General features: G+C 68.1%; 25 protein-coding genes. 16 read left to right on the top strand and 9 right to left on the bottom strand.

The features are described 5' to 3' along the window. The first annotated feature begins 87 nt into the window (after nucleotides 1-87). Nucleotides 88-573 carry a transposase gene (locus HH110_RS15365; protein WP_176990480.1) on the top strand — a complete coding sequence of 162 codons (486 nt, stop codon included), beginning with the start codon at nucleotides 88-90 and terminating at the stop codon, nucleotides 571-573. Nucleotides 574-721: 148 nt separating this feature from the next. On the opposite strand, the gene HH110_RS15360 is transcribed toward HH110_RS15365, so the two are convergent. Both HH110_RS15360 and HH110_RS15355 read right to left on the bottom strand, forming a co-directional pair. Beyond that, nucleotides 722-1141: a hypothetical protein gene (locus tag HH110_RS15360; RefSeq protein WP_176990479.1), complete on the bottom strand. Its 420-nt coding sequence runs from the start codon at nucleotides 1139-1141 to the stop codon at nucleotides 722-724. A gap of 120 nt (nucleotides 1142-1261) precedes the next feature. Beyond that, nucleotides 1262-1699 carry a hypothetical protein gene (locus tag HH110_RS15355; protein WP_176990478.1) on the bottom strand — a complete coding sequence of 146 codons (438 nt, stop codon included), beginning with the start codon at nucleotides 1697-1699 and terminating at the stop codon, nucleotides 1262-1264. Nucleotides 1700-1972: 273 nt separating this feature from the next. On the opposite strand from HH110_RS15355, the gene HH110_RS15350 reads away from it, so the two are divergent. Beyond that, nucleotides 1973-2272, top strand: coding sequence for a hypothetical protein (locus HH110_RS15350; protein WP_176990477.1), 300 nt, complete (start codon nucleotides 1973-1975; stop codon nucleotides 2270-2272). Nucleotides 2273-2281: 9 nt separating this feature from the next. Here HH110_RS15350 and HH110_RS15345 read toward each other — a convergent pair whose 3' ends face one another. Beyond that, nucleotides 2282-2653, bottom strand: a complete 372-nt coding sequence (locus HH110_RS15345) for a MerC domain-containing protein (RefSeq protein WP_176990476.1) — start codon at nucleotides 2651-2653, stop codon at nucleotides 2282-2284. Nucleotides 2654-2723: 70 nt separating this feature from the next. Between HH110_RS15345 and HH110_RS15340 the strand changes: the two genes are divergently transcribed. After that, nucleotides 2724-4055: a GTP-binding protein gene (locus HH110_RS15340; protein WP_176990475.1), complete on the top strand. Its 1332-nt coding sequence runs from the start codon at nucleotides 2724-2726 to the stop codon at nucleotides 4053-4055. Between the two features lie 9 nt (nucleotides 4056-4064). On the opposite strand, the gene HH110_RS15335 is transcribed toward HH110_RS15340, so the two are convergent. Continuing rightward, entirely contained in the window at nucleotides 4065-5675 is a 1611-nt protein-coding gene (locus tag HH110_RS15335; RefSeq protein WP_176990474.1) for an ABC-F family ATP-binding cassette domain-containing protein, read from the bottom strand. 174 nt (nucleotides 5676-5849) lie between these two features. Further along, nucleotides 5850-6752: a LysR family transcriptional regulator gene (locus tag HH110_RS15330; protein ID WP_176990473.1), complete on the bottom strand. Its 903-nt coding sequence runs from the start codon at nucleotides 6750-6752 to the stop codon at nucleotides 5850-5852. Between the two features lie 309 nt (nucleotides 6753-7061). Between HH110_RS15330 and HH110_RS15325 the strand changes: the two genes are divergently transcribed. Together HH110_RS15325 and HH110_RS15320 are read left to right on the top strand one after the other, a co-directional pair. Beyond that, entirely contained in the window at nucleotides 7062-8264 is a 1203-nt protein-coding gene (locus HH110_RS15325) for an MFS transporter (RefSeq protein WP_176990472.1), read from the top strand. A gap of 106 nt (nucleotides 8265-8370) precedes the next feature. Beyond that, nucleotides 8371-9318 carry a polysaccharide deacetylase family protein gene (locus tag HH110_RS15320; RefSeq protein WP_176990471.1) on the top strand — a complete coding sequence of 316 codons (948 nt, stop codon included), beginning with the start codon at nucleotides 8371-8373 and terminating at the stop codon, nucleotides 9316-9318. 9 nt (nucleotides 9319-9327) lie between these two features. Here the strand turns inward: HH110_RS15320 and HH110_RS15315 are convergent, their stop codons facing one another. Next, nucleotides 9328-10932, bottom strand: coding sequence for an EAL domain-containing protein (locus HH110_RS15315; protein ID WP_176990470.1), 1605 nt, complete (start codon nucleotides 10930-10932; stop codon nucleotides 9328-9330). A 272-nt stretch (nucleotides 10933-11204) separates the two neighbouring features. Between HH110_RS15315 and HH110_RS15310 the strand changes: the two genes are divergently transcribed. Next, the gene (locus HH110_RS15310; protein WP_176990469.1) at nucleotides 11205-11978 is read left to right on the top strand and encodes a lytic transglycosylase domain-containing protein; all 774 of its coding nucleotides are present in this window, start codon (nucleotides 11205-11207) and stop codon (nucleotides 11976-11978) included. Between the two features lie 9 nt (nucleotides 11979-11987). Here the strand turns inward: HH110_RS15310 and HH110_RS15305 are convergent, their stop codons facing one another. Further along, on the bottom strand, nucleotides 11988-13514 hold the full coding sequence (locus HH110_RS15305; RefSeq protein WP_176990468.1) for a hypothetical protein: 1527 nt from the start codon (nucleotides 13512-13514) through the stop codon (nucleotides 11988-11990). Between the two features lie 133 nt (nucleotides 13515-13647). Between HH110_RS15305 and HH110_RS15300 the strand changes: the two genes are divergently transcribed. Beyond that, nucleotides 13648-15726 carry an NHL repeat-containing protein gene (locus tag HH110_RS15300; protein ID WP_241696594.1) on the top strand — a complete coding sequence of 693 codons (2079 nt, stop codon included), beginning with the start codon at nucleotides 13648-13650 and terminating at the stop codon, nucleotides 15724-15726. A gap of 6 nt (nucleotides 15727-15732) precedes the next feature. Here the strand turns inward: HH110_RS15300 and HH110_RS15295 are convergent, their stop codons facing one another. Then, nucleotides 15733-16107: a YciI family protein gene (locus HH110_RS15295; protein WP_176990467.1), complete on the bottom strand. Its 375-nt coding sequence runs from the start codon at nucleotides 16105-16107 to the stop codon at nucleotides 15733-15735. Between the two features lie 211 nt (nucleotides 16108-16318). Here HH110_RS15295 and HH110_RS15290 point away from each other — a divergent pair, with 211 nt between their 5' ends. The 8 genes from HH110_RS15290 (at nucleotide 16319) to HH110_RS15255 (ending at nucleotide 23247) form a co-directional block, all read left to right on the top strand. Then, nucleotides 16319-16738, top strand: coding sequence for a YciI family protein (locus HH110_RS15290; protein ID WP_176990466.1), 420 nt, complete (start codon nucleotides 16319-16321; stop codon nucleotides 16736-16738). A 28-nt stretch (nucleotides 16739-16766) separates the two neighbouring features. Continuing rightward, nucleotides 16767-17189 carry a VOC family protein gene (locus tag HH110_RS15285; protein ID WP_176990465.1) on the top strand — a complete coding sequence of 141 codons (423 nt, stop codon included), beginning with the start codon at nucleotides 16767-16769 and terminating at the stop codon, nucleotides 17187-17189. A 27-nt stretch (nucleotides 17190-17216) separates the two neighbouring features. Next, nucleotides 17217-17627, top strand: coding sequence for a VOC family protein (locus tag HH110_RS15280; RefSeq protein ID WP_176990464.1), 411 nt, complete (start codon nucleotides 17217-17219; stop codon nucleotides 17625-17627). Nucleotides 17628-17682: 55 nt separating this feature from the next. Continuing rightward, nucleotides 17683-18936 (top strand): RNA polymerase sigma factor, encoded by a 1254-nt coding sequence (locus HH110_RS15275; protein ID WP_176990463.1) that lies wholly within the window; start codon nucleotides 17683-17685, stop codon nucleotides 18934-18936. 69 nt (nucleotides 18937-19005) lie between these two features. Then, nucleotides 19006-20655 (top strand): M28 family peptidase, encoded by a 1650-nt coding sequence (locus tag HH110_RS15270; RefSeq protein ID WP_176990462.1) that lies wholly within the window; start codon nucleotides 19006-19008, stop codon nucleotides 20653-20655. Nucleotides 20656-20857: 202 nt separating this feature from the next. Beyond that, nucleotides 20858-22117 carry a histidine kinase gene (locus tag HH110_RS15265; protein WP_176990461.1) on the top strand — a complete coding sequence of 420 codons (1260 nt, stop codon included), beginning with the start codon at nucleotides 20858-20860 and terminating at the stop codon, nucleotides 22115-22117. Beyond that, on the top strand, nucleotides 22107-22880 hold the full coding sequence (locus HH110_RS15260) for a LytTR family DNA-binding domain-containing protein (RefSeq protein WP_176990460.1): 774 nt from the start codon (nucleotides 22107-22109) through the stop codon (nucleotides 22878-22880). The genes HH110_RS15265 and HH110_RS15260 overlap by 11 nt, the downstream gene beginning before the upstream one ends. A 22-nt stretch (nucleotides 22881-22902) precedes the next feature. Then, entirely contained in the window at nucleotides 22903-23247 is a 345-nt protein-coding gene (locus HH110_RS15255; protein ID WP_176990459.1) for a hypothetical protein, read from the top strand. 39 nt (nucleotides 23248-23286) lie between these two features. Here the strand turns inward: HH110_RS15255 and HH110_RS15250 are convergent, their stop codons facing one another. Further along, nucleotides 23287-23901: a hypothetical protein gene (locus HH110_RS15250; RefSeq protein ID WP_176990458.1), complete on the bottom strand. Its 615-nt coding sequence runs from the start codon at nucleotides 23899-23901 to the stop codon at nucleotides 23287-23289. 317 nt (nucleotides 23902-24218) lie between these two features. On the opposite strand from HH110_RS15250, the gene HH110_RS15245 reads away from it, so the two are divergent. Then, a complete protein-coding gene (locus HH110_RS15245) occupies nucleotides 24219-25136 on the top strand; it encodes an oxygenase MpaB family protein (protein ID WP_176990457.1) in 918 nt (305 codons plus the stop codon). Nucleotides 25137-25729 lie beyond the last annotated feature (593 nt).

The raw sequence follows: 25729 nt of genomic DNA, 5'->3' as shown, positions 1-25729 counted from the left end.
TCTGACCCACTTCCCCGTTTGTGGAGGACCATAGCCTGTGTAGAGAGCTGATCGCCACCCGATGCCGGCGCCAGCCACACTGGGGCCATGTCCTACGACCACCTCCTCTGGCCCACCGGCACCGCGTACTTTTTCAGCGCGCACCTCCGCGATCGCAGCAGCAGCCTGCTGGTGGAGCAGGCACAGGTCCTGCGGCTGGCGTTCCGGGTGGCGCAGCAGGCGAGGCCGTTCCGGATCAACGCGATCGTGGTGTTGCCGGATCACCTGCATGGGGTGTGGACGCTGCCGGAGGGCGATGAGGAGGGCCATCGTCGCTGGTCGCAGATCCAGGCGATCTTCGACCGCCAGCTGCCGGTGGCCGAGCCGCGCCTGCAGCTGCGCCGGGATCGCAGTCTGCGGCCGCTGTGGCACAACGGTTTCCGCGAGCATCGGATCGTGGACGCCGACGACCTGCAGCGGCATGTGGCCTATGTCCACCACAACCCGGTCAAGCACGGGCATGTGCGCGATGCGACGCAGTGGCCGTACAGCTCGATCCATCGCGGTCGCCGTGATCCGGAGACGCCATGTTGAAGTACGGGGAGGGGATGCCCGTCTGTGTAGGCCTGCGGGTGGGGCGGTGTCGGGGATGGGTGTTGCGGGCCGGGCTACCGGTGCGGGCGGGCGGTGATCGCTGCCTGCCGCCGGTGGTCCGGCGGGTGGGGGTATCCAACGCGGAGGGTCAGGGGCATTTCACCGGGAACACCGGGCCGGCGCCGATCAGGACCAGGGCCATGTAGTCGCTGTCCTTGGCCTTGCCCTTGAGCGTGGCACCCGGATTGAACTTGAAGATGCCGAAGCCGCCACCGGGGCGGACCAGCGCTTTGTCGATCTGATCCGCATCGTCGCGGAAGAACTGTGCGATCTCGGCGCGGCTGGATTCCTGCAGCGGCGTCGCGTCGCGCTGCCATTGCTCATCGCGGTTGAAGGACACGTAGTACTGGCCGCTCTGCTGCTCGATGCGGAACTCGGCCGGCTTGCGTGCGTGGGTGGCATAGCAGCCCAGCATCGGATCGGAGGAGAACACGCCGGCGCTGTTGTCGCTGCCGCAGCCGGTCAGCAGGAGCGGGGCCAGGAGGAGCAGGCTGGGCAACAAGCGCATGGCGGATCCTGACGGCGGGTGGTGAGGGCATTGTAGGCACCGCGCGGCGCAAGCCCGTGTAAAGCCGGCCGGGTCTGTCGATCCGAAAGCTGCCCCTCAGATGGCAACCTCCGTCAGCGCCTACTTCGTCCTGCCCGGCGCATCTCTGATGAAGCAGTCTGCCAGCGGGACCACGCCCGCGCTTACATCGAGCTCAGGAAGAGGTGCATCCGGCGTGTACTCGTGACTGCGGTGGCAGCCCCAGCCTGAGCTGTTGCCGACCATGAGAGCTTCTCCGTCTCTCATGGGCTCCATGCCTGATGTTGCGCAGAGCGCCTCATGGTAGGCGCGGGTTTCTGCGCGCTGGTCGTGGAAGTCATACCGCAGATATCCATCGGCAGTGACTTGCAAACGCTGCTGGACCGGCACCGTGCCGCCATTCTGATCCGGCCAGCAGCTCGTGCGTATGACGATGCGGTGGCCGTCGGCCGTGAACTCGATTCTGTCATGAGGCTCCTGGGCATGAAGCGCTGACGAGAATGGCAACGTGGTCAGGAAAAGCACGAAGGGGGGGCGCATGACGAACTCGATGTGGGGGCCGGCAGAAGCGCCCAGCTTCCACGCTCCGGTATTTTCCGGCTGTGCGCTACCTCTGGCTTCCGCGCTCCCACCTGTTGGCATTGCTCATCGAATCCGTTCGTCCACTCAGCTTGGTCAATGACCATGGCAGCGGAATGTCGTGCTGACCAAGGCGTGGCCGGTGCTCGGCATGGCGCACCGAAAGGTGTACGTTGTTGGTGAACTCCACGAGACATGCGCGTGCAAGAAGAAAAAACCAACCCTGCTCGCTCCATGGCACGGATTGAATCGCGTAGCCAGCGACTCCCGCTGCTCGGCCTCGTCAGTTTCCTCGGCCTCCCCATCGGGGCCTTCGCCGCACACATCGCCACCGCCGCCAATCACGGTGTCACCGCGGGCGCCAGCACCACCGGCGTGTCCATCGGCGTACTCGCCTCGGCCGCGGTGGGCCTCATCGCCACCGTCGGCTCGCGCGTGCGCCAGGAACGCTGGCCGTGGCTGGGCATCATCGGCGCGGTGCTCAGTGCAGCACCGCTGGTGCTGTTCCTGGTCGGGATGATGTTCAAGCACTGAGCCGTGCGCTCAGTGCCGGTGCCGCCGCCACGCATTCCACACATGCGTGCTGGCCAGCAGCAGGCTGCCGACCACGGTCATCGGGGTCTCGGCCTCGTGGCTCGGCCAGCCCAGGGCGCCGGCGAGCAGCAACAACAGCCCTGCCGCCGCGCCGGCCATCGCCCACGCGGGCAGCGGGTGCTGGCGGTGCGCGCGCCACAGCGCGAAGCCGGTCAGGGGCGCGGCGATCGCCACGAACAGGGCATGCACCCACTCGGCTTCGGCCCACACGCCCATCAGCGGGAGCATTGCCGCGAGAAGCGGCAGGGCCAGGCAGTGCAGCAGGCACAGGCCGGACAGCGCGATGGCGCCGGCATCCAACAGGGCAGAGGATCGCTTCATGGGGCGTAGGGGTCTTGGTCCGTGAATGTTATATAGTAACATTTCATTCCCCGTCCTGACCTGCTCCGCCATGACTGCCTCTCCTGCCCTTCGTGATTCCCGCCTGCCGGTGACGGTGCTGTCCGGCTTCCTCGGCGCCGGCAAGACCACTCTGCTCAATCAGCTGCTGCGCAACCGCGAGGGCCGCCGGGTGGCGGTGATCGTCAACGACATGAGCGAAATCAATGTCGACGCGCAGCTGGTCCGCGACGGCGGCGCTGCGCTGAGCCGCACCGAGGAGACGCTGGTGGAGTTCAGCAACGGCTGCATCTGCTGCACGCTGCGCGATGACCTGCTGCAGGAGGTGCGCCGGCTCGCGGCCGAGGGCCGCTACGATTACCTGTTGATCGAGTCGACCGGGATCGCCGAGCCGATGCCGGTCGCGGCGACCTTCTCGGTGCGCGATGAAGAGGGCTTCAGCCTCAGTGACATCGCGCGGCTGGACACGCTGGTGACGGTGGTCGATGGCGCGCGGTTCCTGCACGACTTCGGCTCCAGCGATCGGCTGATCGACCGCGGCCAGCAGGCTGGTAAAGACGACGACCGCGGTGTGGTCAACCTGCTTGCCGAGCAGATCGAGTTCGCCAACGTGATCGTGGTGAGCAAGTGCGATCTGATCGACGACGACACGCTGCAGTCCACGCTGGCCGTGCTGCGTGCGATGAACCGCGATGCGCGGCTGGTCCTGGCCGAACACGGCAACGTGCCGCTGCACGAGGTGCTTGATACCGGCCGCTACGACTTCGTCAAAGCGCAGTTGGCACCAGGGTGGATGCAGGCACTGCGCGGCCAACACACGCCGGAGACCGAGGAATACGGCATCACCAGTTTCGTCTACCGCTCGCGCCGGCCGTTCCATCCGCAGCGTTTCGCACAGCTGCTCGACACCGGGCTGGGCAGCGTGATCCGCAGCAAGGGCTTTTTCTGGCTGGCCAACCGCATGGACTCGGTGGGGGAGCTCTCCAGCGTCGGTGCGGCGACGCAGACCTCGGTCGCGGGGTTCTGGTACGCCTCGCGCGAGCGCATGGAGGCCGGGCTGGACAACACCGCGCCGACGCTGCCGCCCACGCGCGTGCCGTATACCGACATGGGCTGGGCCCGCCAGCAGGCGGGCTGCTGGACCGCGCCGATGCCCAGCGTCGAGCAGGTCGGCGATGCCGGTGAGTACCAGGCCATGCGCAGGCTGTGGCATCCCTGGTGGGGCGACCGCCGCCAGGAGCTGGCGGTGATCGGGGTGGCGATGGACGAGCACGCGGTCCGCGCCGAGCTGGATGCCTGCCTGCTCAACGATGAGGAGCTGCGCGCCGGCCCGCTGCTGTGGCAGCTGTTGCCGGATGCGTTTCCGGCGTGGGCACGGGCCTGACCGCCGGCGTTACATCGGCGTCAGCCGCCATCCCTCGTCGGCCGCGTGCAGCGTGTGGGTCAGGCCGACCGCGTCCAGCAGCGCGCTATCGTGCGAGACGATCATCAGCGTGCCGGTGTACTGGTTGAGCATCTGCTCGAGTGCGGTCAGCGAGGGCAGGTCGAGGTGATTGCCCGGCTCGTCCAGCAACAGCAGCTGCGGTGGCGTCTGCGCGTACAGCACCGAGGCCAGTGCGGCCTTCAACCGCTCGCCACCGCTGAGCGTGGCCAACGGCCGCAGGCTGCGCTCGGCATCGAGCCCGAGCAGCGCCAACTGCGTGCGCAACGTGCCTTCGCTGGCCAGCGGATGCGCGCGCTGCAGCAGTGACAGCGCCGAGGCATCGCCCGGCAGCATCGTCAGCGACTGGTCGAGCAGGGCGACGCTGGCCGCCACCTCCACATGCCCCGACACCGGTGCCAGCGTGCCGGCCAACAACCGCAGCAGCGTCGATTTGCCGCTGCCGTTGCGGCCCTGCACGCCGATCCGCTGCCCACGCTGCAGGGTGAGATTGAGAGTCCTCCACGGCGCCTGCACCCAAGGCAGCCCGGCAGCGACGAGCTCGGCCACGCGCTGTGGGCCCGGCTGGCTGATCACCGGGGCAAGCAGGGCGATCTCGATGTCCTGCTCTACCTCGCCGGCGGCCTCGCGCACGCGCGCGTCCAGTTCGGTACGGCGCTCGCTCTGCTGCGCCTGCCAGCGGCCCGCGCTGTGCTCGCTGCGGTTCTTCATGCCACCGAGCAGGATCGGTGCCTGGTTGGCGGTGCGTGCATCGCGTGTCGCCCGCGCCTGGCGGTGTTCCATCCGTTCGCGCTGGTCGCGCATCTCGTTCTGCTGCTGGCGGCGCTCGCGTTTACGCAGGGCAAGCTGCGCGTCCGTGCTGCGGCGTTCGTCCTGCTTCTGCGCGGCGTAGAGCGCGTAGTTGCCGCCGTAGTGACGGAGTCCGGCCGGTGACAGCTCCACGATGCGCGCCATGCTGTTCAACAAGGCACGGTCATGGCTGATCACGATCAGGCCGCCGTGCCAGCGCTGCAGCGCCGCGATCAGGCGCTCGCGATGCGCGGCGTCGAGATGGTTGCTGGGCTCATCCAGGATCAGACCCTCGGCACCGGAGAGGAACGCGCCGGCCAGCGCCACCTGCACCGCCTGGCCACCGCTGAGCGTGGCGGCCGGCAGCAGGGGATCCAGCGCTGGCAGGCCCAGCAGGTGCCACTGCGCCTGCAGTTGTTCGCGCAGGTCCCAGTGCTCCCCGACGCAGGTGAAGTCGTCCGGGTCGACGCTGCCGGCCTCGATGCGATGCAGTGCATCGAGCACCGGGCCGACACCGGCCAGATCGGCGATGCGACCTGCGGGCACGCCGCTGTGCTGCGCGAGCAGGTGCACGGGGCCACTGCGCTGGATGCGGCCGGACGTGGGTGTGAGATCCCCGCTGAGCAGGCGGGCGAGCACGCTTTTGCCCACGCCGTTGCGCCCGACCAGGCCGGTCGGGGTGCCGTCGAACGCGGCGGACAGTTCGGAAAACAGGACCCGGCCGTCGGGCAGGGTATGCGTCACGCGATCGAGCGTGAGGGCGAATGCGGTCATGCGACCTCCATGGATGCCAAGGACTCCCCTCCTGCAGGACAGGCGGGTGGAGACAGGCCGTCAGACGACGGCGGCATCAATGGCGCATGTAGGCCTACCTCGGCAACAAAGGCGACTGGCTGTCGCGCGGCCAGTATAAAACCGCCCGACGGCCGGGCGATGAACGCGGCCTGCTCAGCAGCTCACCCCGGTCAGCCGCGCGCTGATGAAATCGATGAAGACGCGCAGCTTGGGCAGCACATGGCGGCCCGAGGGCCACAGCAGGTAGAAGCTGCCGCAGGCGTGGATGCGGTTGGCCAGCACCCGCTGCAGGCGGCCATCGGCCAGCGCGTCGCGCACCGAGTGCTCGGGAAGGTAAGCAATGCCACGCCCGGCCAAGGCGAAAGCAAGCCGCGCCTCGATCGTATTGCTGACCATTGAGATCGGCAGGACCAGCGGCGCGGCGCCCGGGGTCTGCGGTAGCGGCCAACACTCCAGCTTGCCGCTGCTGGGAAAGCGGTAGTGCAGGCAGTCGTGCAGCAGCAGGTCCTCGGGCAGGCGCGGGGTGCCGCGGCGGGCCAGGTAGTCCGGCGAGGCCACCAGATAGCGTGGGAATTCGCCCAGCTGCCGCGCGCTCAGGCGCGAGTCGGCCGGCTCGCTGACCCGCAGCACGGCGTCGAAGCCTTCCTCGATCACATCGACCAGGCGGTCGTCGAAATCCAGCTCCAGCCGGATGCCCGGGTAAGCGGCCATGAACTCGGTCAGCAGCGGCAGCGAGATGTCGCCGACCAGCGGCAGGCTGACCCGCAGCACGCCGGTCGGCGCCTCGGTCTGCTGGACCAGCTCATCGCGGGCGGCATCGCGCTCGTCGAGGATGCGCCGGCAGCGCACCAGGAAGCGCTCGCCCTCGGCGGTGAGGGTGACGCTGCGGGTGCTGCGATGGAACAGCCGCACGCCCAGCGTCTGCTCCAGCCGCGATACGGTCTTGCCGGCGGCCGAAGCGGAGATGCCGAGCACGCGGCCGGTCTCGACGAAGCTGCGGGTATCGGCCACATGCACGAAGGTCTGCAGATTGCCGAGGTTGTCCAAGGCTGACATGGGCGGCCACAGAGGAGGGAAGCGGCCACTCTAGCGGCCATCGGGGTGCGGAGGAGCACGGGCGCACGCATCGGCCCGCAACACTGCGGTGCGCCGTTGACGGGTTCGGGCGCAGGACCTTGCAGGGCGGGCACCTTGCCGATTGCCGCCACCGCAGTCCGGAATGTGCGGAGCGCCGCCCCGCTGTTTCCCCGGCCGCGCAGCGCCTACGGTGGCGCTCCCCTCCTTCCGGCCGCTCCCCATGTCTGCTCGCCACGCCCCTGCCTCGCTCTCCGCCCCCCGTACCGCTGCGTGCACGGTGGCCTCCTCATGAGCGGGCATGCGCTCGATCCCACCGCCGTCCCCGTGGCCGACGCCGCCACCCGGTTGCCGCTCGGCGGCCTGCTGGCGCTGGCCTGCGCGGGCTTCATCACCATCCTCACCGAGGCACTGCCCGCCGGGCTGCTGTCGCCGATGAGCGCCGATCTCGGCGTCAGCCGCGCGCTGGTGGGACAGCTGGTCACGATCTACGCGCTGGGCTCGCTGGTCGCGGCACTGCCGATGACCGCGCTGACCCGGCGCTGGCCGCGGCGTCCGCTGCTGCTCACCGCGATCGCCGGCTTCGTGGTGGTCAACACGATCACCGCGATGAGCCACCACTACGGGGTGATGCTGGTCGCGCGTTTCTGCGCCGGGATCAGCGCCGGCCTGCTGTGGTCGCTGGTGGCCGGCTATGCCAGCCGCATGGTGGTGCCGCAGCTGCAGGGCCGGGCGATCGCGGTGGCGATGGTGGGTACACCGCTGGCGCTGTCGCTGGGCATTCCGGCCGGCACCCTGCTGGGCCAGACCATCGGCTGGCGCTGGGCGTTCGCGCTGATGTCGATCCTCAGCGTGGGCCTGCTGGTGTGGGCGCGGTTGGCCTTGCCGCCGCTGCCGGCACCGGGCGCGGCGGCACAGCAGCCACTGGGCAGCGTGCTGCGCCTGCGCGGCATGCGCACCGCGTTGCTGACGATGTTCCTGTACGTGCTGGCGCACAACGTGCTCTACACCTACATCGAACCGTTCGCAGCGTTGTCCGGCGCGGCCGCATGGCTGGATCGCCTGCTGCTGGTGTTCGGCGTGGCCGCGCTGGGCGGCATCTGGATCACCGGCCTGCTGGTGGACCGCTGGCTGCGCGAACTGGTGATCGCGAGCACGGTGGCCTTCGCGCTCTCGGCGGTGGCGTTCGGCCTGTGGCCCGGTTCGACGTGGGTGCTGGTGGCCGGCACGGTGGTGTGGGGCGTGTCCTTCGGTGGCGTCGCCACCCAGTTCCAGACCGCCGTGGCGCGCCGCGCCGACGAGGCCGGTGACATCGCGCAGTCGTTCGTGGTGACCGGTTGGAACCTGGCGATCGCGCTGGCCGGCATCCTTGGCGGAGTGATGCTGGAAACCGTCGGCGAACGCTGGTTGCCGACGATCCTGCTGGTGCTGCTGCTGGCCACGCTGGTCGTGGTGCTGCGCCAGCCGCGGGCATGGGAACCGATCGCACACTGAGCCCAGCCGCCGCACACGGCAAGGTGGGCCGCGATACCCGGCGCTATGCTGGGGCCGGGTATCGCGATGGGAGCAGCGGGTGCGCAAGGGAGTTCTTCGAAGTGCTGTGCTGGCACTGCTGTGCCTGGCCGGCATCGCCCACGCGGCGGCGCCGGATCGGCGCATCGCGCTGACCATCGACGATCTGCCCTGGCAGCGTCTGGACGAACGCGCCGAGCCCGAGCTTGCTGCGCGCCATGCGCAGCTGATCGCGGCCCTGAAGCACGCGGACGTGCCGGTGGTGGGCTTCGTCAACGAGGTCAAGCTCGAGGTGGATGGCCGGATACAGCCGGCGCGCGTGCAGATGCTGCGGGACTGGCGCGATGCCGGGTTCGAGCTCGGCAACCACACCTTCGGCCATGTCGATCTGCATGCGATCGGGCTGGCCGCGTATGAGCAGGACATCCTGCGCGGTGAAGCGACGTTGCGCCCGCTGCTGGCCGAGACCGGGCAGGCGCCGCGGTGGTTCCGGCATCCCTATCTGCGGGCCGGGCAGTCGCCGCAGGAACGTGCCGCGCTCGGTGTGTTCCTGCAGCAGCACGGGTATCGGGTGGCGCCGGTCACGGTCGACAACAGCGAGTGGATCTGGGCGTTCGCCTACGACCACGTGCGCGATACCGAGACTGATCCCATCGCGCGCGAGGCCCGCCTGCGCCAGCTGCGCCGCGGCTATGTGCCGTACATGCTCAACAAGCTGGATTACTACGAGCAGCAGGGGCAGCAGCTGCAGGGCCGGCTGCCGGCGCAGGTGTGGTTGATCCACGCCAATGCGCTCAGCGCCGATTGCGTGGAGGAACTGGTCGCGGCCACCCGTCGGCGCGGCTATCGCTTCGTTTCGCTGGAGGCCGCCCTGCAGGATCCGGCCTACCAGCATGCCGACGGTTACAACGGTGCCGGCGGCATCAGCTGGATCCAGCGCTGGGCCATGGCCGAGAACAGGCCCAAGGCCTTCTACGCGGGCGAACCCCAGGTGCCGGCGTGGGTGATGACGTTGGCCGGACTCGATGCAGAGTAGGGAGGCCGCTCAGTCGGGCGTGTCGCCGTTGGGGTTCTGCATGTTCTCCGGTGCCTGCCCGTACTGCTGCTTGCGTTGCTCGTGGAACGCCACGAACTCCACCGGCGGCAGTGCCTTGGAGAACAGCCAGCCCTGGCCGAACTCCACCTGGCGAGCCTGCAGATAGGCCAGCTGCGCGGGGGTTTCCACGCCCTCGGCGACGGTGAACAGGCCCAGCGTCTTGGCCATCTCGATGATGTGCGAGGTCACCGGGCTGGTCGCGCTGTCGGTGCCGATCGCATCGATGAACGACTTGTCGATCTTCAACGCATCCAGCGGGAGCTGCTGCAGGTACTGCAGGCTGGAATAGCCGACACCGAAGTCGTCGATCGCCACGCAGTGGCCCATGCGTCGTGCATTGGCCAGGTGGGTGCGCGCGCGGCGGACATCCATGAAGCCGCGCTCGGTCGCTTCCAGCCAGATCTGCTGGGGATGGATGCCGGTGCCGTGCAGCTTGGCCGCCAGTACCTTCAGCGCCCGCCCGCTGCTGACATCCTCGGCGGCCAGGTTGATCGCGATGTGCGCGCTGCGATCCTGCACCAGCAGGGTGCGCATGTCGGCGATCACGTGGTCGATGACCTGGTCGGTCAGTGCATCGATCAGTCCGGCTTCTTCGGCCAGTGGAATGAACAGGTCCGGGCGCACCAGGCTGCCATCGGGACGGCGCCAGCGCACCAGCGATTCGGCGCCCACACAGATGCCGGTCGCCAGCTCGATGATCGGCTGGTAGTGCATGAAGAACTCACGCTTGCGCACCGCGGTGGCCAGTTCGCCGCGCAGCGACAGCCGCCGACGCGACAGCCAGACCACGCCGCCGATCGCCGCCAGCGCGCCGAGTACGCCCAGCGGAATGAACTGGCCGATCTGGTGGCGGAACGCGGCGACCAGATCGGTGCGCGGTGCGGTGGCGATCGCCAGCCACTCCTGGTCCTGCGCGGTGGCATACAGGGTCTGCCCTTCCATGCCGGTGGCCGGCTCGCGCAGCAGCCGCTGCAGCAATGCCTGGTCCTGGATGTCCTGCTGGGCGATCAGCCGTCCATCAGGGCTGGCCACGGCCAGCCGCACGTTGGGATCGACGATCACGTCGATCAGCCGTGCCGGGTCCATCAGGATGTCGTAATGGCCGTAGCCCAAGGCCAGCAGAGATTGCTGGCCACTGCCGGCCAGTGCGTGCACGCCCAGCGTGATGCCGGCGCCTTCCGCGGTGACGTAGGCGGGTGTCGGCTGCGCGACCTCGGCGTCCATCGGCCCCCACGAGGTGCAGGCCAGCCGACCGTTCTCGAAGTAGCCGATCTGCTCGGCCGAATGGGTGCTCATCACCAGGCTGCGCATCAAGTGGAGATGCTCGGGAGAGCAGGGCGCCAATGTGCTTTGGTCGAGTTGGCGCAGGGCGTTCAACGCCCCCTCGTAGGCGCGGTGCGCGCGCTGCAGGGTACGCTCCGCGGTGGTCTGCAGCCGTACCTGCTCGGACTCGCTGGCGCGGCTCCAGGTGAAATAGAACACGGTAGCAATCGGCACCAAGGCACCGAGCAGGGCCAGCAGGACGGTAACGGCGATGATCCTGGCGCGGTTCAAGCGAATCTCGATGCCTCGTCGAAAGGGGGTTCCATGGCAGCCCGGCGGGCCAGGGCGGTCGCGGCCCCAGGCGCTATATGACCATCAGTGCGGTCGATTTGATACCAGTGCGTCCGGGGCGCCCGCCCGGCCGACCGGGGCAGGCCTCTGATCGCGGACGGAACTGGCTGATCCCGTCAGCAGCCCGCCGGTGCAGGCCCGGCATTCACCTTCGGTTCGCGCCGCCGGCCGGATGATCGCGCCGCACCCTTCCGTGCCCCCGATCCGAGCCGATGAACCCGACCCTGCCTGCCGTGTTGGCCCTGTTGTCGTTGCTGCTGCCTGGCCTGGCATCGGCGCGCACGGTCTATCGCTGCGTGCAGAGCAACACGGTCAGCCTGGCCACCGCGCCCGAGCCGGGCTCCCGCTGCACCCCACAGCAGATCGACGACAACGCCGTGCAGACGCCCAACCTGTGGGGCAACATGGGCGTCTTCAGCGGCACCCTGTACGAACGCGAGCAGGACGGTGCGATGGTCTACTCGACCCGCAACCTGCCGGGCTCGCGCGTGTTCCTGAAGTTCACTGTCGCCACGCCGCCGGGCGAACCGGCGCATGAAGGCCTGGGCAAGGTCGGTACGCCGCAGTTGAACCGGCATGCCAAGCAGTTCAAGGCCGCGGCGAAAGCCACCGGGGTGGACGATGCCTGGCTGCGGGCGATCGCCCATGCCGAGAGTGGCTTCGACGCCGGCGCGATCTCGCCCAAGGGCGCACAGGGCGTGATGCAGCTGATGCCCGATACCGCCACCGAATACGGCGTGGCCGATCCGCTCTCGGCCGAGCAGTCCATCGGTGGTGGTGCGCGTTACATGAAGGCGCTGCTGCGCCGTTACAAAGGCGACCGCGTGCTGGCCGCCGCCGCCTACAACGCGGGGATCGGTGCGGTGACGCGGTACAAGGGCGTGCCCCCGTATGCCGAGACGCTGGCCTACGTGGAGAAGGTCAGCGCGCTGTATGTACGGTATCGCGAGGCGATGGGCTTCAAGGTGGAGACGCCGGCGAAGTAGGCCGGTGCCTCAGCGCGAGGAACCGGTATTGAACAACGGGTGGTGCTCGCTGCGTCCGACAGCGTCCAATGCCGCCTGCACGTCGGCGCGCGCGACGACCTGCCGCCATCGGCGATCGCGCTCGGCGTCACCGGGCAGTGAAGGTACGGTCAGCAGCTGCTGCATGGACATCAGTGCTTCGCTGCGATGCTCGGTCGAGTGCAGCCGTGCGACCAGCTGTGCGGCGGCCTGGTCCAGCGCATTGTCTTCCAGCAGGGTTTCCACCACATAGTCTTCGGCGATGTCCTTGTGATCCTCCAACCAGCGCTGGGCGGTGGCGGCCTGCGCCATATCGCCCAGCTGGCGGTAGGCGAAGAAGCGCACCCACTGCTGCACGGCCTCACCGTACGGGCTCAGGTTGCTGCCGGTTTTCTCGAGGGTCTCCAGCGCCTCGCGCGGCCGTAGCAGCGACGCCTGCCACGACGCCAGGTTCAACTGCTGGCTGACGTTGGCCGCGCCTTCCTCGTGGAACGCGGCGGCGGTTTCCAAGGTCGCCAGCCCGGCATGCGCATCGCCGAGGCGGCGCTGTGCGATGGCGCGGTTGTTGAGCAGCCAGGCAATATCCCCGGAGTGCTCGAAGCTGCGCGGCAGGCTGGGATCGGCCGCCGCGCCAGCGACCTTCCCGGTCATGGCGACCACCTCTTCATGGCGCCCGAGCGCCAGCAGCGCATAGCTCATCTCCACGAGATTGCGGATCTCCTCGGGTGCCAGCAGGTTACCCACGCGCAATGCATCGAGTTCGCGTTGTGCGGACTGCAGCGGGTCGAAGCGCGGACTGTCGCGATCAATGAAGCGGTCGAACCGCTTGTCCGCCCGCAGCGCGAGGATGGCCATCGGGCTGTCGATACGTTCCAGTGTCGCGGCGACCCGGTCGTCTTGGCCGCTGTCGATCTGCAACACCGCCAGCCGCTTCCAGAAATCGGTCGGCTCGATAGCCTCGGGTTTCCAGCCCTGGTCGAACAGCGCCTGCAGGAAGTCCCGGTAGTCGCTATCGTGGCCCTGCAGCTGCTGGCCCAGCGATCCGGCCATGGACATGCTGATGTCGGGCAGGAACTGATCGGACAGCTGCAGCGAGCGGGTGATCAGACGCGCGCCCTCGAGGTGGCGGCCATCCTCCGCATCCAGCACGCCCAGCAGATAGAGCGCGCGCGGCTCATCGGGTGTCTCGTGTCGGGCAAGCTCCAGATAGCTGCGCGCTGGTGCATGCTGGCGAGCCTGCAATGCCACCCAGCCGGCCACGACGTAGGCGTTGACCCGCTCAGCATCGGGAATGTCCGCCAGGCCGGGATCCGCCAGCAGCCGCTCGAACGTGATCAGTGCGCCCAGCGTGTCACCCTGCTCGCCTTGCTGCGCGGCGTCGCCCAGCGCGTCCTGCAGTGCTTGTACGTGCGCACTGTCGGCTGGCGCGCGGGTATCGGCCGATGCCTGCACCGGCGCGGCAACGGCTTGTACCAGGGCGATCAACAGGGCGATGCGGTGGGGTCGCAGGTGCGGCATGCGGCGCTTCCTTCCATGGCGTGAATCCTGATTGGAACCCGGCGGGCCGTGGCGGCACAAGCGACCTGTGTCAGGGTTTGCAGATCCGCGCGCAGGCCGTATCGTCAATGCCCTTTGGAATGCAGGGATCGCAATGGGACGCAACGCATGGGCAGGAATGATCGCGGCGGCTACCGCTGCGGTGCTGGCATGGACCTTCCTGCGTGAGCCATCGCCGCCATCGCCGCCCGCCGGCCCGCTGCCCACCGTGCTGGGCTGGTCCCCCCGCATCGACAGCATCGCCGGCGACGGCGTCGGCGGCATTGCAGACGGCCCCGCCACCCAGGCACGCTTCGCCGATCCGTATGGGCTGGCCGTCGACGCCCACGGCGTGGTCTACATCGCCGATGCCGGCGACAACAACCGCATCCGTCGCGTGCATCCCGATGGTCGCGTGGACACCCTCGCCGGGCAAGGCGAAGGCTGGCGCGATGGCACTGCGTTGCAGGCGCAGTTCAACACGCCGTCCGGGATCGCAGTGGATGCCGCCGGCACAGTCTTCGTCGCCGACACCGGCAACCATGTCATCCGGCGCATCGCGGCGGATGGCACGGTGAGCACGCTCGCTGGCGATGGCCGGCGGGGGTTCGTCGATGGGCCGGCCGCGCAGGCGCGTTTCGATGGGCCGATGGGCGTGGCGGTGGGCGCGGGGGGCCGTGTCTACGTGGCCGATACCTACAACGATCGCATCCGCGTGATCGAGCCCGGTGGGCGGGTGCATACCGTGGCCGGCGGCGAACGCCCGGGCAACGCCGATGGGAACGGTGCGCTCACGCGGCTGGATACGCCGGTGGCGCTGGCGCTGGATGCGCACGGCAACCTGCTGATCGCCGACCTGTTCAACAACGCGATCCGCCAGCTCGCCCCGGATGGCACGCTCAGTACGCGCGTCGCCGATGGAGGGCTGCTCAGCGGTCCGCTGTCCCTGGCGGTGACCCACGACGGGGTGATCTATGCCAGCGACATCAATGGCAAGGTGGTGCAGATTTCGGCGCAGGGCCACCAGCTCGCGCTGGCCGGGGTGCCGCCGCAGCCACGCTTCGCCCGCCCCACCGCACTCGCGCTGGATGCGGGCGGCGGGCTGTATCTGGCCGATGCCGCGTCCTACCGTGTGCATCGCCTGAGTCCGTTGGCCGCAGGCCAGACCGCACCGCCGGCCCTGATCGGCCCGGCGCCGGACGCCCCGCTGCCCGCCACCGCCGGCCGTTGGCCGCTGGCCCCGCAGGAGGGGTGGCATGAAGTGGTCGGCACGCTGGGTGAAGTGCGCGGCGACTTCAAGGGGGAGAGCCGCCATCATCTGCACGGCGGCTTTGATATCCGCGGCGATGTCGGCCAGCCGGTGCTGGCGATCGCCGATGGCAAGGTCGACACCCCGTTCGCGGCGTGGTCGGTGGGCGGGCAGGCCGAGGGCCTGTCGCTGGGGTCGCTCAGGTACATCCACATGAAGGTCGGCCGCGATCCGCGCGACCGTCCGTTCGATGCGCGCTGGCAGCAGCTGTCCGGTGAGGATGGCAGGTTGCAGCGCATCCGCGTGCGCCGCGGCACCCGCTTCGCCGCAGGTGAAGCGCTCGGCACCATCAACCGCATGGCGCACGTGCACCTGAGCGTGGGTGCCAGCGGCTTCGAACGCAATGCGGTGGCGCTGGGTTTCACCGGTTACGCCGATGCCTTCGCGCCGCGCATCACCGAGGTGGCCGTACTGGACGATCTCGACCAGCCGATCACGGCCGGTGCCGACGGCCGCGTTGCGATACCGCGCCAGGGCCCGGGAGTGCAGATCGTGGTGGAGGCCTGGGACCAGGTCGACCGCAACCTGCCGCGGCGTCGGCTGGGCCTGTACCAGGTCGGCTACCAGGTGCTGGATGCGCAGGGCCGGCCGCTGGCGGGCTACGAGCAGCCACGCTTCAACATCGTGTTCAACCGGATGCCGCGCGAAGACAGCGCCACCCGCGTGGCCTATGCACCGGACAGTGGCATCACCGTGCATGGCAGTGCGATTACGCGGTTCCGCTATCTGGTCACCAACACCGTGCGCGATGGCCTGGTCGAGACCGCACGCTGGCAGCCCGATGCGTTGCCGGCCGGTGACTACATCCTGCGTGGCAGTGCACGCGACTACAGCGGCAATGAAGCGATCGGTCCGCGCGATCTGAAGATCACGCTGCTGCCCTGAGCGGTATCAGGCGCCGACGCGCACGCGCTCGGCGTCCATGTCGGCCAGGGGCCGTACCTCGATGCTGCCGAAGCGCGACCACGGAAACTGCTGGGCGATGCGCATCGCCTCGGCGGGGTCGGGGGCGTTGATCAGGTTGAAGCCGGCCAGCAGTTCATGGGTCTCGGCGAACGGGCCATCGGTGATGCGGGCCTGGCCCTGGCGCACGCGCAGCGTGCGCGCGCTGTCCACCGGTTCCAGTTGCTGGGCGAGCACCAGCGTGCCCTCGGCCTGCAACGCATCGGCGTGGCGCAGGCAGTCGTGCATCAGGCGGTCGTACTCCTCGCCTGGCAGGGCCTGCAACAGGCCCTCGTCGATGTAGATCAGCAGCAGGAATTGCATGGCCAGGCCAGGGAATGGGCAGGGCCATCATCATGCCCCAGGCCACGCGGCAGCCGTGTTGCAGCGCGACAGGACGCGCCTGTTCAGGCTGTCTGCGACGGCTGGCCGACGGCATCGACATTTTTTTTGGCGGGCGTGTCGATTTCCGGCGCACTGCAACGTTGTATCCCTTGAACGGCCCAGAGACGGGCCGGCCCCGAAGGAGACACCGATGAAAGTCATGGTACTGGTCAAGGCCACCGCGGCCACCGAGGCCGGACAACTGCCGACCGAGCAGGAGATCCGCGCCATGGGCGCCTACAACGAACAGCTGGTCCAGGCCGGGATCATGCTGGCCGGCGAGGGCCTGCACCCGACCTCGCGTGCGCGCCGGGTGGCGTTCGGCAGCGAACCGCCGCGCGTGATCGATGGCCCGTTCGCGGAAACCCGCGAGCTGGTCTGCGGCTTCTGGCTCTGGCAGGTCCGTTCGCTGGACGAAGCCACCGAATGGCTGAAGCGGGCCCCGTTCGCACCGGGCGACGTGGTCGAGCTGCGCCCGATTCTCAGCGCCGAGGATTTCGGCGCGGCCTTCACCCCCGAATTGCAGGCGCAGGAACAGCGTCTTCGCGACCAGATCGGCGCGGCCGATTGACCCACCCCCTCACCCCTGGAGCATTCCCATGAAACTGATTCCGTTCCTCGGCTTCAACGGCAAGACCCATGAAGCCATGGCCTTCTACGCGCAGGTCCTTGGCGGCAAGGTCACCTCGGAAACGAAGTACCGCGACATGCCACCGATGGAAAGCCAGGAAGGCTGTGGCGAGATGCCGCCGGAGACACTGGACCACGTCGCGCACAGCCAGCTGGAGGTCGGTCCGGCGATCCTGATGGCCGCCGACGGTCCGTCTCCGGAAGGGCAGGGCGGCACCACGATCAACATCGATGTCGACTCGATCGAGGAGGCCGAGCGCGTGTTCAAGGCCTTGGCCGACGGCGGCGAGATCAAGATGCCGATCACCGAAACGTTCTGGGCCCATCGTTGGGGCTTTCTGATCGACCGCTACGGCAAGCCGTGGATGGTCAATTGCATGAAGCAGCCCTGATCCCTACGTCCAACAGGAAACGCACGCATGTCCAACGCGACGCAACAGATGATCTTCGTCAATCTCCCGGTGCGCGACCTGGAGGCCTCCAAGGCGTTCTTCGCCGCGCTCGGCTACAGCTTCAACCCGACCTTCACCGATGAGAACGCGGCCTGCATGATCATCAGCGACAGCATCTTCGTGATGCTGCTGGTGGAGTCCTTCTTCGCCCAGTTCACGACCCAGCCGATCAGCGATGCGCGGCGGCAGACCGAGGTGATCACCTGCCTGTCGGCCGAGAGCCGCAAGGCAGTCGATGCGCTGGTGGACACTGCGCTGAAGGCGGGTGCCCGCGAACCGCAGCCGGCGCGCGATTACGGCTTCATGTACCAGCGCGGCTTCCAGGACCTGGATGGCCATCTGTGGGAAATCGCACACATGGACGGCGAACCGGGATGATGGCACGGCGCGGTGCGGCTTGTGCCCCGGCCGCACCGGTGCTTTGATCGGCCGCATGGACACGGCACTGACGCAACGACTGGACACGATCTGGCGCATGGAGGCGCCAGTGCTGACCGCCCGCCTGACCCGCCTGCTCGGTGGCGATGTCGGCCGTGCCGAAGAGCTGGTCCAGGACACCTGGCTGGCCGCGCTGGAGCGCTGGCCCAGCCAGGGCGTACCGGACAATCCCGGAGCGTGGCTGATGACCACCGCGCGCAACCGCGCCATCGATGTGCTGCGCCAGCACCAGCGCGTCGCCGGGCAGCACGCGCAGTACGGCAGTGAACTGGAGCCGCTGCCGTTGCCTGCGCCGGATGACAGCGACGCGCTGGAAGACGACATCGGCGATGACCTGCTGCGGCTGATGTTCGTGGCCTGTCATCCGGTACTGGCGGCCGACGCGCGGGTGGCACTCACCCTGCGCCTGCTGGGCGGGCTGACCACCGACGAGATCGCACGGGCCTTCCTCGCACCCGAGCCGACCATCGCCCAGCGCATCGTGCGCGCCAAACGCACGCTGGCGCAGAAGCAGGTGCCGTTCGAAGTGCCGCGCCAGGCGGCGTTGCCGGAGCGGTTGGCGTCGGTGCTGGAGGTGGTCTATCTCATCTTCAACGAAGGCTACGCCGCGAGTGCCGGCGATGACTGGATGCGTCCGGCGCTGTGCGATGAAGCGCTGCGGCTGGGCCGCGTGCTGGCCAGTCGTTTGCCGACCTGGCCGCAGGTGCAGGGGTTGCTCGCCCTGATGGAACTGCAGGCCTCGCGCACCGCCGCGCGCACGGATGCCACCGGCACGCCGATCCTGCTGCCCGAGCAGGACCGCGCGCGCTGGGACTGGCTGCAGATCGGCCGTGGACAGGCGGCGCTGCAGCAGGCGGTGGCACTGGGGGGCAGCGAGGATCCTTACGTCCTGCAGGCGGCCATCGCCGAGTGCCATGCGCGCGCGCGCCGTGCCGAAGACACCGATTGGGCGCGGATGACGGCGCTCTATGCGCGCCTGGCCCAGCGCCAGCCGTCGCCGGTGATCGCCTTGAACCATGCGGTCGCCCTGTCGCGCGCGGAGGGTGCGGCCGCGGCCTGGCCCCTGGTCGATGCGCTCGCTGGCGACGCACGGCTGCGCGACTACGCGCCGCTGGCCGCGGTCCAGGGCGACCTCCTTGCCCAGCTGGGTCGCAGCGCCGAAGCTCGCGCCGCCTTTGTCCGCGCGGCCACGCTGACCGCCAACGCGCGTGAGAAGGCGCTGCTGTTGGCACGCGCGGCGGCTGTGTAGACCGGCACTGCACCGGGCGGCGGCTCTGGCCTACACTCGGGCGATTGTCGGTCAGTCATGAGGTGCAGCGTGAAGCGTGTGGTAATCAGCCTGTTGGCGTTGTCGGTGTCGTCGGCCTTGATGGCCGCCACCCCCAAATTCGATGGCGCGCGGATCTCCGCCGACGTCAAGGAACTGGCCTCGGATGCCTACGAGGGCCGCTCGCCGGCCACGGCCGGTGAAGAAAAGACCATCGCCTTCCTGAGCAGGCAGTTCGCGGCGGCCGGCCTGCAGCCGGGCGGCGACCTCAAGGACGGCAAGCGCCTGTGGACCCAGGCCGTGCCGCTGCTCAAGGGCGATATCGTCGGCACCCCGAGCCTGTCGCTGAGCAGCAAGGGCAAGCCGCAGACGCTGAGCCAGGGCAAGGAAATCGCCGTGCGCGCCGCGATGAACGGTGCCAGCGAAGTCGACATCAAGAACGCCCCGCTGGTCTTCCTCGGCTACGGCGTCAAGGCCGGTGAGCGCAACTGGGACGACTTCAAGGGCGTCGATCTGAAGGGCAAGATCGCCGTCGTGCTGATCAACGACCCGGACTTCGAGACCGGCCAGGGCGACTTCGACGGCAAGGGCATGACCTACTACGGTCGCTGGACCTACAAGTACGAAGAAGGCGCGCGCCAGGGTGCCCTCGGCGTGCTGATCGTGCACGAAACCGCACCCGCCTCTTACGGCTGGGCCACCGTGGCCGGTTCCAATACCAACACCATGTTCGACGTGGTCCGCGACAATCCGGCCGAAGCGCATCCGCTGCTGGAAGGCTGGATCCAGCGCGATCTGGCGGTGGAACTGTTCAAGCGCTCGGGCCTGGATTTCGAGGCGCTCAAGAAGCAGGCGCAGACCCGTGACTTCAAGCCGGTCGAGCTGAAGGGCGAGACCTTCTCGGCCAAGTACGCGGTCAAGACCGAGGTGATCACCTCGCACAACGTGGCCGCGCGCCTGGAAGGCAGCAAGCATCCGGACGAGACCGTGATCTACAGCGCGCACTGGGATCACATCGGCGTCGGCAAGCCGGACGCGAACGGTGACACCATCTTCAACGGCGCGCTGGACAACGCCAGTGGCACTGCCTCGCTGGTCGAGCTGGCCCGCGGCTTCGCCAAGGCCAAGCGACCGGAACGTTCGGTGCTGTTCCTGGCCGTCACCGCCGAGGAAAAGGGGCTGCTGGGCTCGGAGTACTACGCCAGCCACCCGCTGTACCCGCTGGGCAAGACCGTGGCGCTGATCAACATGGACGGCATGGCGCCCTTCAGCCCGTCGCGTGATTTCGGCATCTACGGCTCGGCCAAGCTGGAACTGCTGGACCAGCTCAAGGACGTCGCCAAGGGCTGGGACATCCGCTACACCCCGGATCCCAAGCCGGAAGCCGGCCTGTTCTTCCGCTCCGATCACTTCCCGTTCGCCAAGCGCGGCGTGCCGGCGGTGTCGTACTCGGCCGGCCAGGACTGGGTGGAGGGTGGCGTCGCGGCCGGCAAGGCGGCCTCCGATGACTACACCGCCAAGCGCTACCACCAGCAGGGCGACGAGTGGCAGCCGGACTGGACCTTCGCCGGCGCCTCGCGCGATCTGGAAGTGCTGTACACGCTGGGCAACCAGTTGGCCAACTCGCGTGCCTGGCCGAACTGGAGCACCGACTCCCAGTTCCGCGCCCCGCGCGATGCCAGCGCCGCCGAGCGGAAATAAGACCGCGTCCGGCCGGCACGCCGGCCGGACCCCGCTGTAGAGCCACGCCATGCGTGGCTTCGCGGTCCCGGAACGAAAACCAGCCACCCATGGGGTGGCTCTACACCGCTTCGTCCCACCAAACCCCGCCTTCGTCGCATGCCGCTTGTTCCCGCTGCCGGCAGGGCTATGCTCGCCTCACTCCCTATGTGATGACGCCGCCGTGTTCGCCAGCCTCGCTCTGATCCTCCGCATCCTGTTGGCCTGGGCCGCCGCCATCGTGGTGGCGGGATTCGTCTGGAGTGGCATCTTCAGCGGCATGAACGATGGTCCCGGCTGGGTCTTCGGCCTGCTGGCCCTGTTCGTGATGGTGACGGCGGTGGGCAGCTGCATCACCCATATCCGCCGGGTCTGGCTGGTCGCCGGGCGGCTGGATGCCACCACGCTGTCCAGCCGCCAGCGCCGCCAGATCGAGCTGCCGATGGATGCCGGCCCGGCGTTCGCCCTGCTCGAAGCGGCCATCGCCGAGCTGCCCCGCGTGGAGGACATCGAAAGCGCGCCCGGCAGCCTGCAGGTGCGTGCGTACGTGCGCCGCGTGGACGCCTACAACGGCCGCCCGCCATCGCGCTGGAATCTGCCCGCGCGCGTGGCGATCCGGCGCAACAGCGTGCTCGCCACGGTCACCCCGGGGCAGGGCACCAGCAGCGTCACGCTGTTGTTCGAACCCGATGCCGGGGTCTGGGCGGACCTGCTCGCGGTCGACGAAGGCAGCAATCATGAAAATGCCGAGGCCGTCAGCCGCGCGATCACCCGTCGCGTCGCCGAACAGCGCCGCGACGAGCAGGCCGCTGCCGAGCAGACCGCCACCGAGAAGGAGCTGTCCGTCGCCAAGCTCAACCTGCTGCATGCCCAGGTCGAGCCGCACTTCCTCTACAACACGCTGGCCAACGCGCAGGTGCTGACCCGCACCGATCCGCCCCGCGCCGACCAGATGCTCGGGCACCTGATCCAGTACCTGCGCAGCTCGCTGCCCAGCGTGGAGGAATCGATGTCGACCCTGGGCGTGGAGCTGGAGCGCACCCAGGCCTACCTGGAGATCCTAAAGATCCGCATGGGGGCGCGCCTGGCCCTGCAGGTGGACGTGCCGCCGGCGCTGCTCGGGCTGGCACTGCCCTCGATGGCACTACAGACCCTGGTCGAGAACGCGATCAAGCACGGTCTGGAGCCCAAGCCCGGCGGCGGCACGGTGTGGATCATCGCGCGCGCCTTCGAGGACCATGTCACCCTCACCGTGGCCGACGATGGCCTCGGCTTCGGCCAAGGCACCAGTGGTTCCGGCATCGGCCTGAAGAACCTGCGCGAACGACTGCGCCTGACCTGCGGTGAACGCGCCGGCGTGGCGATCGTGTCCAATTTCCCCAGCGGCGTGGCGGCGACGATCACCCTGCCGCGCGATGCCCGTGAGGCGATCCATGCAGCTTGATGCGCTCATTGCCGAAGACGAAGACCTGCTGCGGCAGTCGCTGGTCGCCCAGCTGCAGCGTCTGTGGCCGGAACTGCGACTGGTGGCCGAATGCGAGGACGGTGCCAGCGCGCTGGAGCGCCTGGCCGAGCTGAAGCCGGACCTGGCCCTGCTCGACATCCGCATGCCCGGTATCACCGGCATCGAAGTGGCCCGCGCGCTGCCGGAGATCAGCCCGCGTACCCAAGTAGTGTTCGTCACCGCCTACGACCAGTACGCCATCGACGCGTTCGAACAGGGCGCGATCGATTACCTGCTCAAGCCGGTCAGCGATGAGCGCCTGCTGGCCACGCGCGAGCGCATCCTGGCGCGCATGCAGCTGGGCCGCCCTGACAGTGGCACGCTCGAGCAGCTGCTGCAGCGCCTCGGCCAGCAGCCCGCCGCCGCATCGAGCACCCCGCCGCTGGCCTGGATCACGGCCAGTAACGGGCGCGACACGCAGCTGATCATGCTGGAAGACGTGATCTACTTCCGGGCCGACAGCAAATACACCACCGTGGTCACCGAACAGGGTGAAAGCCTGCTGCGCACCTCGTTGCGCGAACTGCTCGACGCGCTCGATCCGCAGCGTTTCCGCCAGATCCACCGCTCCACTATCGTGAACATGAAAGCGGTCGCCGCGGTCACCCGCGATGACACCGGCCGCGGTCAGCTGCGCTTGAAGCACCGGACCGAAGTGCTCAACGTCAGCCAGCCCTTCATGAGTCTGTTCCGCGGGATGTAACCGCCTTTTTCTGGAGCCTGCCATGCGTATTGCCGTTGCCGCCAGTCTCTGCGTCGTGATGCTGGCCGCCTGCCAGCAATCGAGCAACACCTCCGTCACCCGCATCCGCGCCAATGGCGTGGATACGCTGCACAGCAGGACCACCGTGGACAACGGCGTGGCCAGCTTCGCCTGCATCGCCAGCAGCAGCGGCCAATGCCATTACCTGGTGCTGGATGCGCGCTGCGCCAAGGACAAGGACTGTGCCTACCCGCCGCTGCACCGGCTGGCCGTGGCGGTCGGCGAGACCGAGCAGATGGCGGGCTTGCCGGCTGGCTTCCAGCACTGCGTCAGCGCGGTCCAGAAAGAACAATGCCACCGTGAGTGATCACGGTGGCATCGTGGCTCCCCCCGCTTTGCAGTAGGGTCAGAACGCGGGCTGCAGATGCAGGTTGGTGCCGTTGGGCTGCTCGCCGACATGGTTGAGCTGGCCGACCAGTTCGGTGTGCTGCTTCATCCGGCCGATCTCGCGCATGATGCGGATGTCCTCGTGGCGCAGCTCGCGCTTCGCGCTCACCGCCTGCTTGTAATCCAGGACTTCCGGGTAGTGCTGGGCCATGTCCAGTGCTTCGGCCACGCACTCCACCGTATCGGCATCGGAGGTGATCCGGGCGCGGCTGTTGAAGGCCTTCATCCAGCGCTCGAAGCCGGCGGTGTGATCGAACATGTTGGCCATGAACCAGATCACGAACAGGATCGAGACCCACGAACCGAACACGATCACCACGCGGGTGAAGGTGATATGGAAGTCATCCTTCCACAGGTAGTTGCTGATCAGGCCGAGGATGAGCAGCGAGGACGCCTGCCAGCCTACGATCGAGGCCATCAGCCATTGGCCCTTGGCCTTGGCGAGCACCGCGACTTCCTCGCGGATCTGCTGTTCACTCTTGTTACGCCAATGCGCGACCTGTTTTTCGAACGGGCTGTTGTACAGCTCGTTGTCCTGCAACAGCAAACCCAAACCTTTGAACAAAGCGATCATGACGAGCTCCTTCTGGAACGTGCGGCAGCGCATTGGACGACGTTGTGGCAGGTCCAGTTCTAGCACTTTCACGGCGCTTGGCAATGGGCAAAGCGCAAAGATCCGGCGTCATTCCTGCATGAATGGGGAAGCCCGCAGCGGATTTGCGCATTGCGGCACGTAAATCACCGGGTAAATAGGGGTTGCGTGGGGGTGTTCATGCTGCACATGCACAATGGGCAGCCCCCTGGCGGCAGCGTCCTCGCCAGCCCCGCCGGTATCACGCAGAATTGACGCATCCGCGCAAAACGCCGGTCCGCTCCGCCTCGGTACTGTTGATGTCTTCCCTGCTGCGTTCGCTTGCCCGTCCCGCCACCGCCCCGATCCGCCGCTGGGTATTGGGTGCCTTTCCCCGCGGCCAGAGCGGGATCGATTACGACCAACCGCTGGGCGACCCAGGCTGGTTCGGCCCGGACAGCATCACCTGGCGCGTGCATTCGGAGTTCCCCGGCATGCTCGCCGGCGGCCTGTGCGCGCTGATGCTGCAGACCCTGCATCCGCTCGCCCTGGCCGGCGTGTACGACCATTCGAACTTCCGCGATGACCTCGTGGGCCGCCTGCGCCGCACCACCGCGTTCGTCGCCGGCACCACCTACGCACCGACCGCGGAAGTCGAGGCGTTGATCAGCAAAGTGGCGCGCATCCACGCGCAGGTGCGCGGGCAGACCGCCGACGGGCGCGCGTATTCCGCCGACGATCCCGCCTTGCTGACCTGGGTACACGTGACCGAGGCCTACGGTTTCCTGCAGGGCTGCCGGCGCTATTGCCGCGACGTGCCCGCCGCCATCGCCGATCAGTATTACCGCGAGTACAAGCGCGTGGCCGAAGCGCTCGGGGCTGCCGATGTGCCCGCGTCGGAAGCGGAGGTGGACGCGTACTTCGCGCAGCAGCAATCGCACCTGATGTTCGATGCGCGCTCGCGCGAGGTGCTGGCGGTGCTGTCAGGCATCCGCCTGCCGGTGCCGATGGCGGGCCTCTCGCGCGAGCTGTTCCTCGGTGCCGGCGCTGCGTTGTTGCCTGACTGGGCGACGGCGATGATCGAGCGCACCCCGATGCAACGTGCGCAGTCGCGGGCGTCCGCGGTGATGCTGAAAGGCATGGCGCCACTGTTCCGGCGTGCACTGCAGGATGGCCTGGCGACACGGGCATGCACCCGGATGGGCGTTCCTGCCAGCGTGCTCGCTGATTGGCCTTGAAGCGGCAAATGCCCTGTGTCCGCTGGTTGGGTCGGGCACGCACAGGCTTCCGGGACCCGCTGCAAGTACGTCCATGTAAGCTCGTATGCCGCCATCCATGGCGGCATACGGTCCCTCCAGCCTGCACGTGCCCGCCCCCCGACACTTGGCTGGTGGCCATGCTGAGATCAAAAGCCAGTAAGCGGAGCTGAGCGGCAGCGCAGAGTAGCAGCGCTAGGCAGCAGATTAAGTTGCAGTGCCAACCAGTGGATCAGAGTGGCGGTGCTGGGCAGCTAAACAGCTAAACGGCGAAGCAGCACATAAGTGCAGAAGTGCGGAGCAGCAAAGCAGGAGCAGCAAAGCACAACAGCAGAGCACAACAGCAGAGCGGCGCTGTGTTGCTCTACGAAGCCGAGCGGCAACGCCACATAACGAAGCTGGACGGCAAAACAAACCCAGTCACTGCTGCAGTCGCGGAGCCAGGGTCCGCTTTTCCCTTACGCACCAGCCCACTGTCAAAGGGTGGGCATGGGTGGGGTGGCGGGACCGTATGCCGCCATGGATGGCGGCATACGAGCTTACATGGACGTACTTGCAGCGGGTCCCGACACCCC

This window comes from Stenotrophomonas sp. SAM-B (assembly GCF_013387485.1).
Lineage (GTDB): Bacteria > Pseudomonadota > Gammaproteobacteria > Xanthomonadales > Xanthomonadaceae > Stenotrophomonas > Stenotrophomonas maltophilia_AA.
The sequence above is the reverse complement of the archived record's forward strand: the minus strand, read 5'-3'. Positions and strand labels throughout refer to the sequence as shown.

Excerpts from the sequence above, each read along its gene's own strand:
- HH110_RS15365 (WP_176990480.1), top strand. The coding sequence starts at position 88 with ATGTCCTACGACCACCTCCTCTGGCCCACCGGCACCGCGTACTTTTTC.
- HH110_RS15360 (WP_176990479.1), bottom strand. The coding sequence starts at position 1,141 with ATGCGCTTGTTGCCCAGCCTGCTCCTCCTGGCCCCGCTCCTGCTGACC.
- HH110_RS15355 (WP_176990478.1), bottom strand. The coding sequence starts at position 1,699 with ATGCGCCCCCCCTTCGTGCTTTTCCTGACCACGTTGCCATTCTCGTCA.
- HH110_RS15350 (WP_176990477.1), top strand. The coding sequence starts at position 1,973 with ATGGCACGGATTGAATCGCGTAGCCAGCGACTCCCGCTGCTCGGCCTC.
- HH110_RS15345 (WP_176990476.1), bottom strand. The coding sequence starts at position 2,653 with ATGAAGCGATCCTCTGCCCTGTTGGATGCCGGCGCCATCGCGCTGTCC.
- HH110_RS15340 (WP_176990475.1), top strand. The coding sequence starts at position 2,724 with ATGACTGCCTCTCCTGCCCTTCGTGATTCCCGCCTGCCGGTGACGGTG.
- HH110_RS15335 (WP_176990474.1), bottom strand. The coding sequence starts at position 5,675 with ATGACCGCATTCGCCCTCACGCTCGATCGCGTGACGCATACCCTGCCC.
- HH110_RS15330 (WP_176990473.1), bottom strand. The coding sequence starts at position 6,752 with ATGTCAGCCTTGGACAACCTCGGCAATCTGCAGACCTTCGTGCATGTG.
- HH110_RS15325 (WP_176990472.1), top strand. The coding sequence starts at position 7,062 with ATGAGCGGGCATGCGCTCGATCCCACCGCCGTCCCCGTGGCCGACGCC.
- HH110_RS15310 (WP_176990469.1), top strand. The coding sequence starts at position 11,205 with ATGAACCCGACCCTGCCTGCCGTGTTGGCCCTGTTGTCGTTGCTGCTG.
- HH110_RS15305 (WP_176990468.1), bottom strand. The coding sequence starts at position 13,514 with ATGCCGCACCTGCGACCCCACCGCATCGCCCTGTTGATCGCCCTGGTA.
- HH110_RS15300 (WP_241696594.1), top strand. The coding sequence starts at position 13,648 with ATGGGACGCAACGCATGGGCAGGAATGATCGCGGCGGCTACCGCTGCG.
- HH110_RS15295 (WP_176990467.1), bottom strand. The coding sequence starts at position 16,107 with ATGCAATTCCTGCTGCTGATCTACATCGACGAGGGCCTGTTGCAGGCC.
- HH110_RS15290 (WP_176990466.1), top strand. The coding sequence starts at position 16,319 with ATGAAAGTCATGGTACTGGTCAAGGCCACCGCGGCCACCGAGGCCGGA.
- HH110_RS15285 (WP_176990465.1), top strand. The coding sequence starts at position 16,767 with ATGAAACTGATTCCGTTCCTCGGCTTCAACGGCAAGACCCATGAAGCC.
- HH110_RS15280 (WP_176990464.1), top strand. The coding sequence starts at position 17,217 with ATGTCCAACGCGACGCAACAGATGATCTTCGTCAATCTCCCGGTGCGC.
- HH110_RS15275 (WP_176990463.1), top strand. The coding sequence starts at position 17,683 with ATGGACACGGCACTGACGCAACGACTGGACACGATCTGGCGCATGGAG.
- HH110_RS15260 (WP_176990460.1), top strand. The coding sequence starts at position 22,107 with ATGCAGCTTGATGCGCTCATTGCCGAAGACGAAGACCTGCTGCGGCAG.
- HH110_RS15255 (WP_176990459.1), top strand. The coding sequence starts at position 22,903 with ATGCGTATTGCCGTTGCCGCCAGTCTCTGCGTCGTGATGCTGGCCGCC.
- HH110_RS15250 (WP_176990458.1), bottom strand. The coding sequence starts at position 23,901 with ATGATCGCTTTGTTCAAAGGTTTGGGTTTGCTGTTGCAGGACAACGAG.
- HH110_RS15245 (WP_176990457.1), top strand. The coding sequence starts at position 24,219 with ATGTCTTCCCTGCTGCGTTCGCTTGCCCGTCCCGCCACCGCCCCGATC.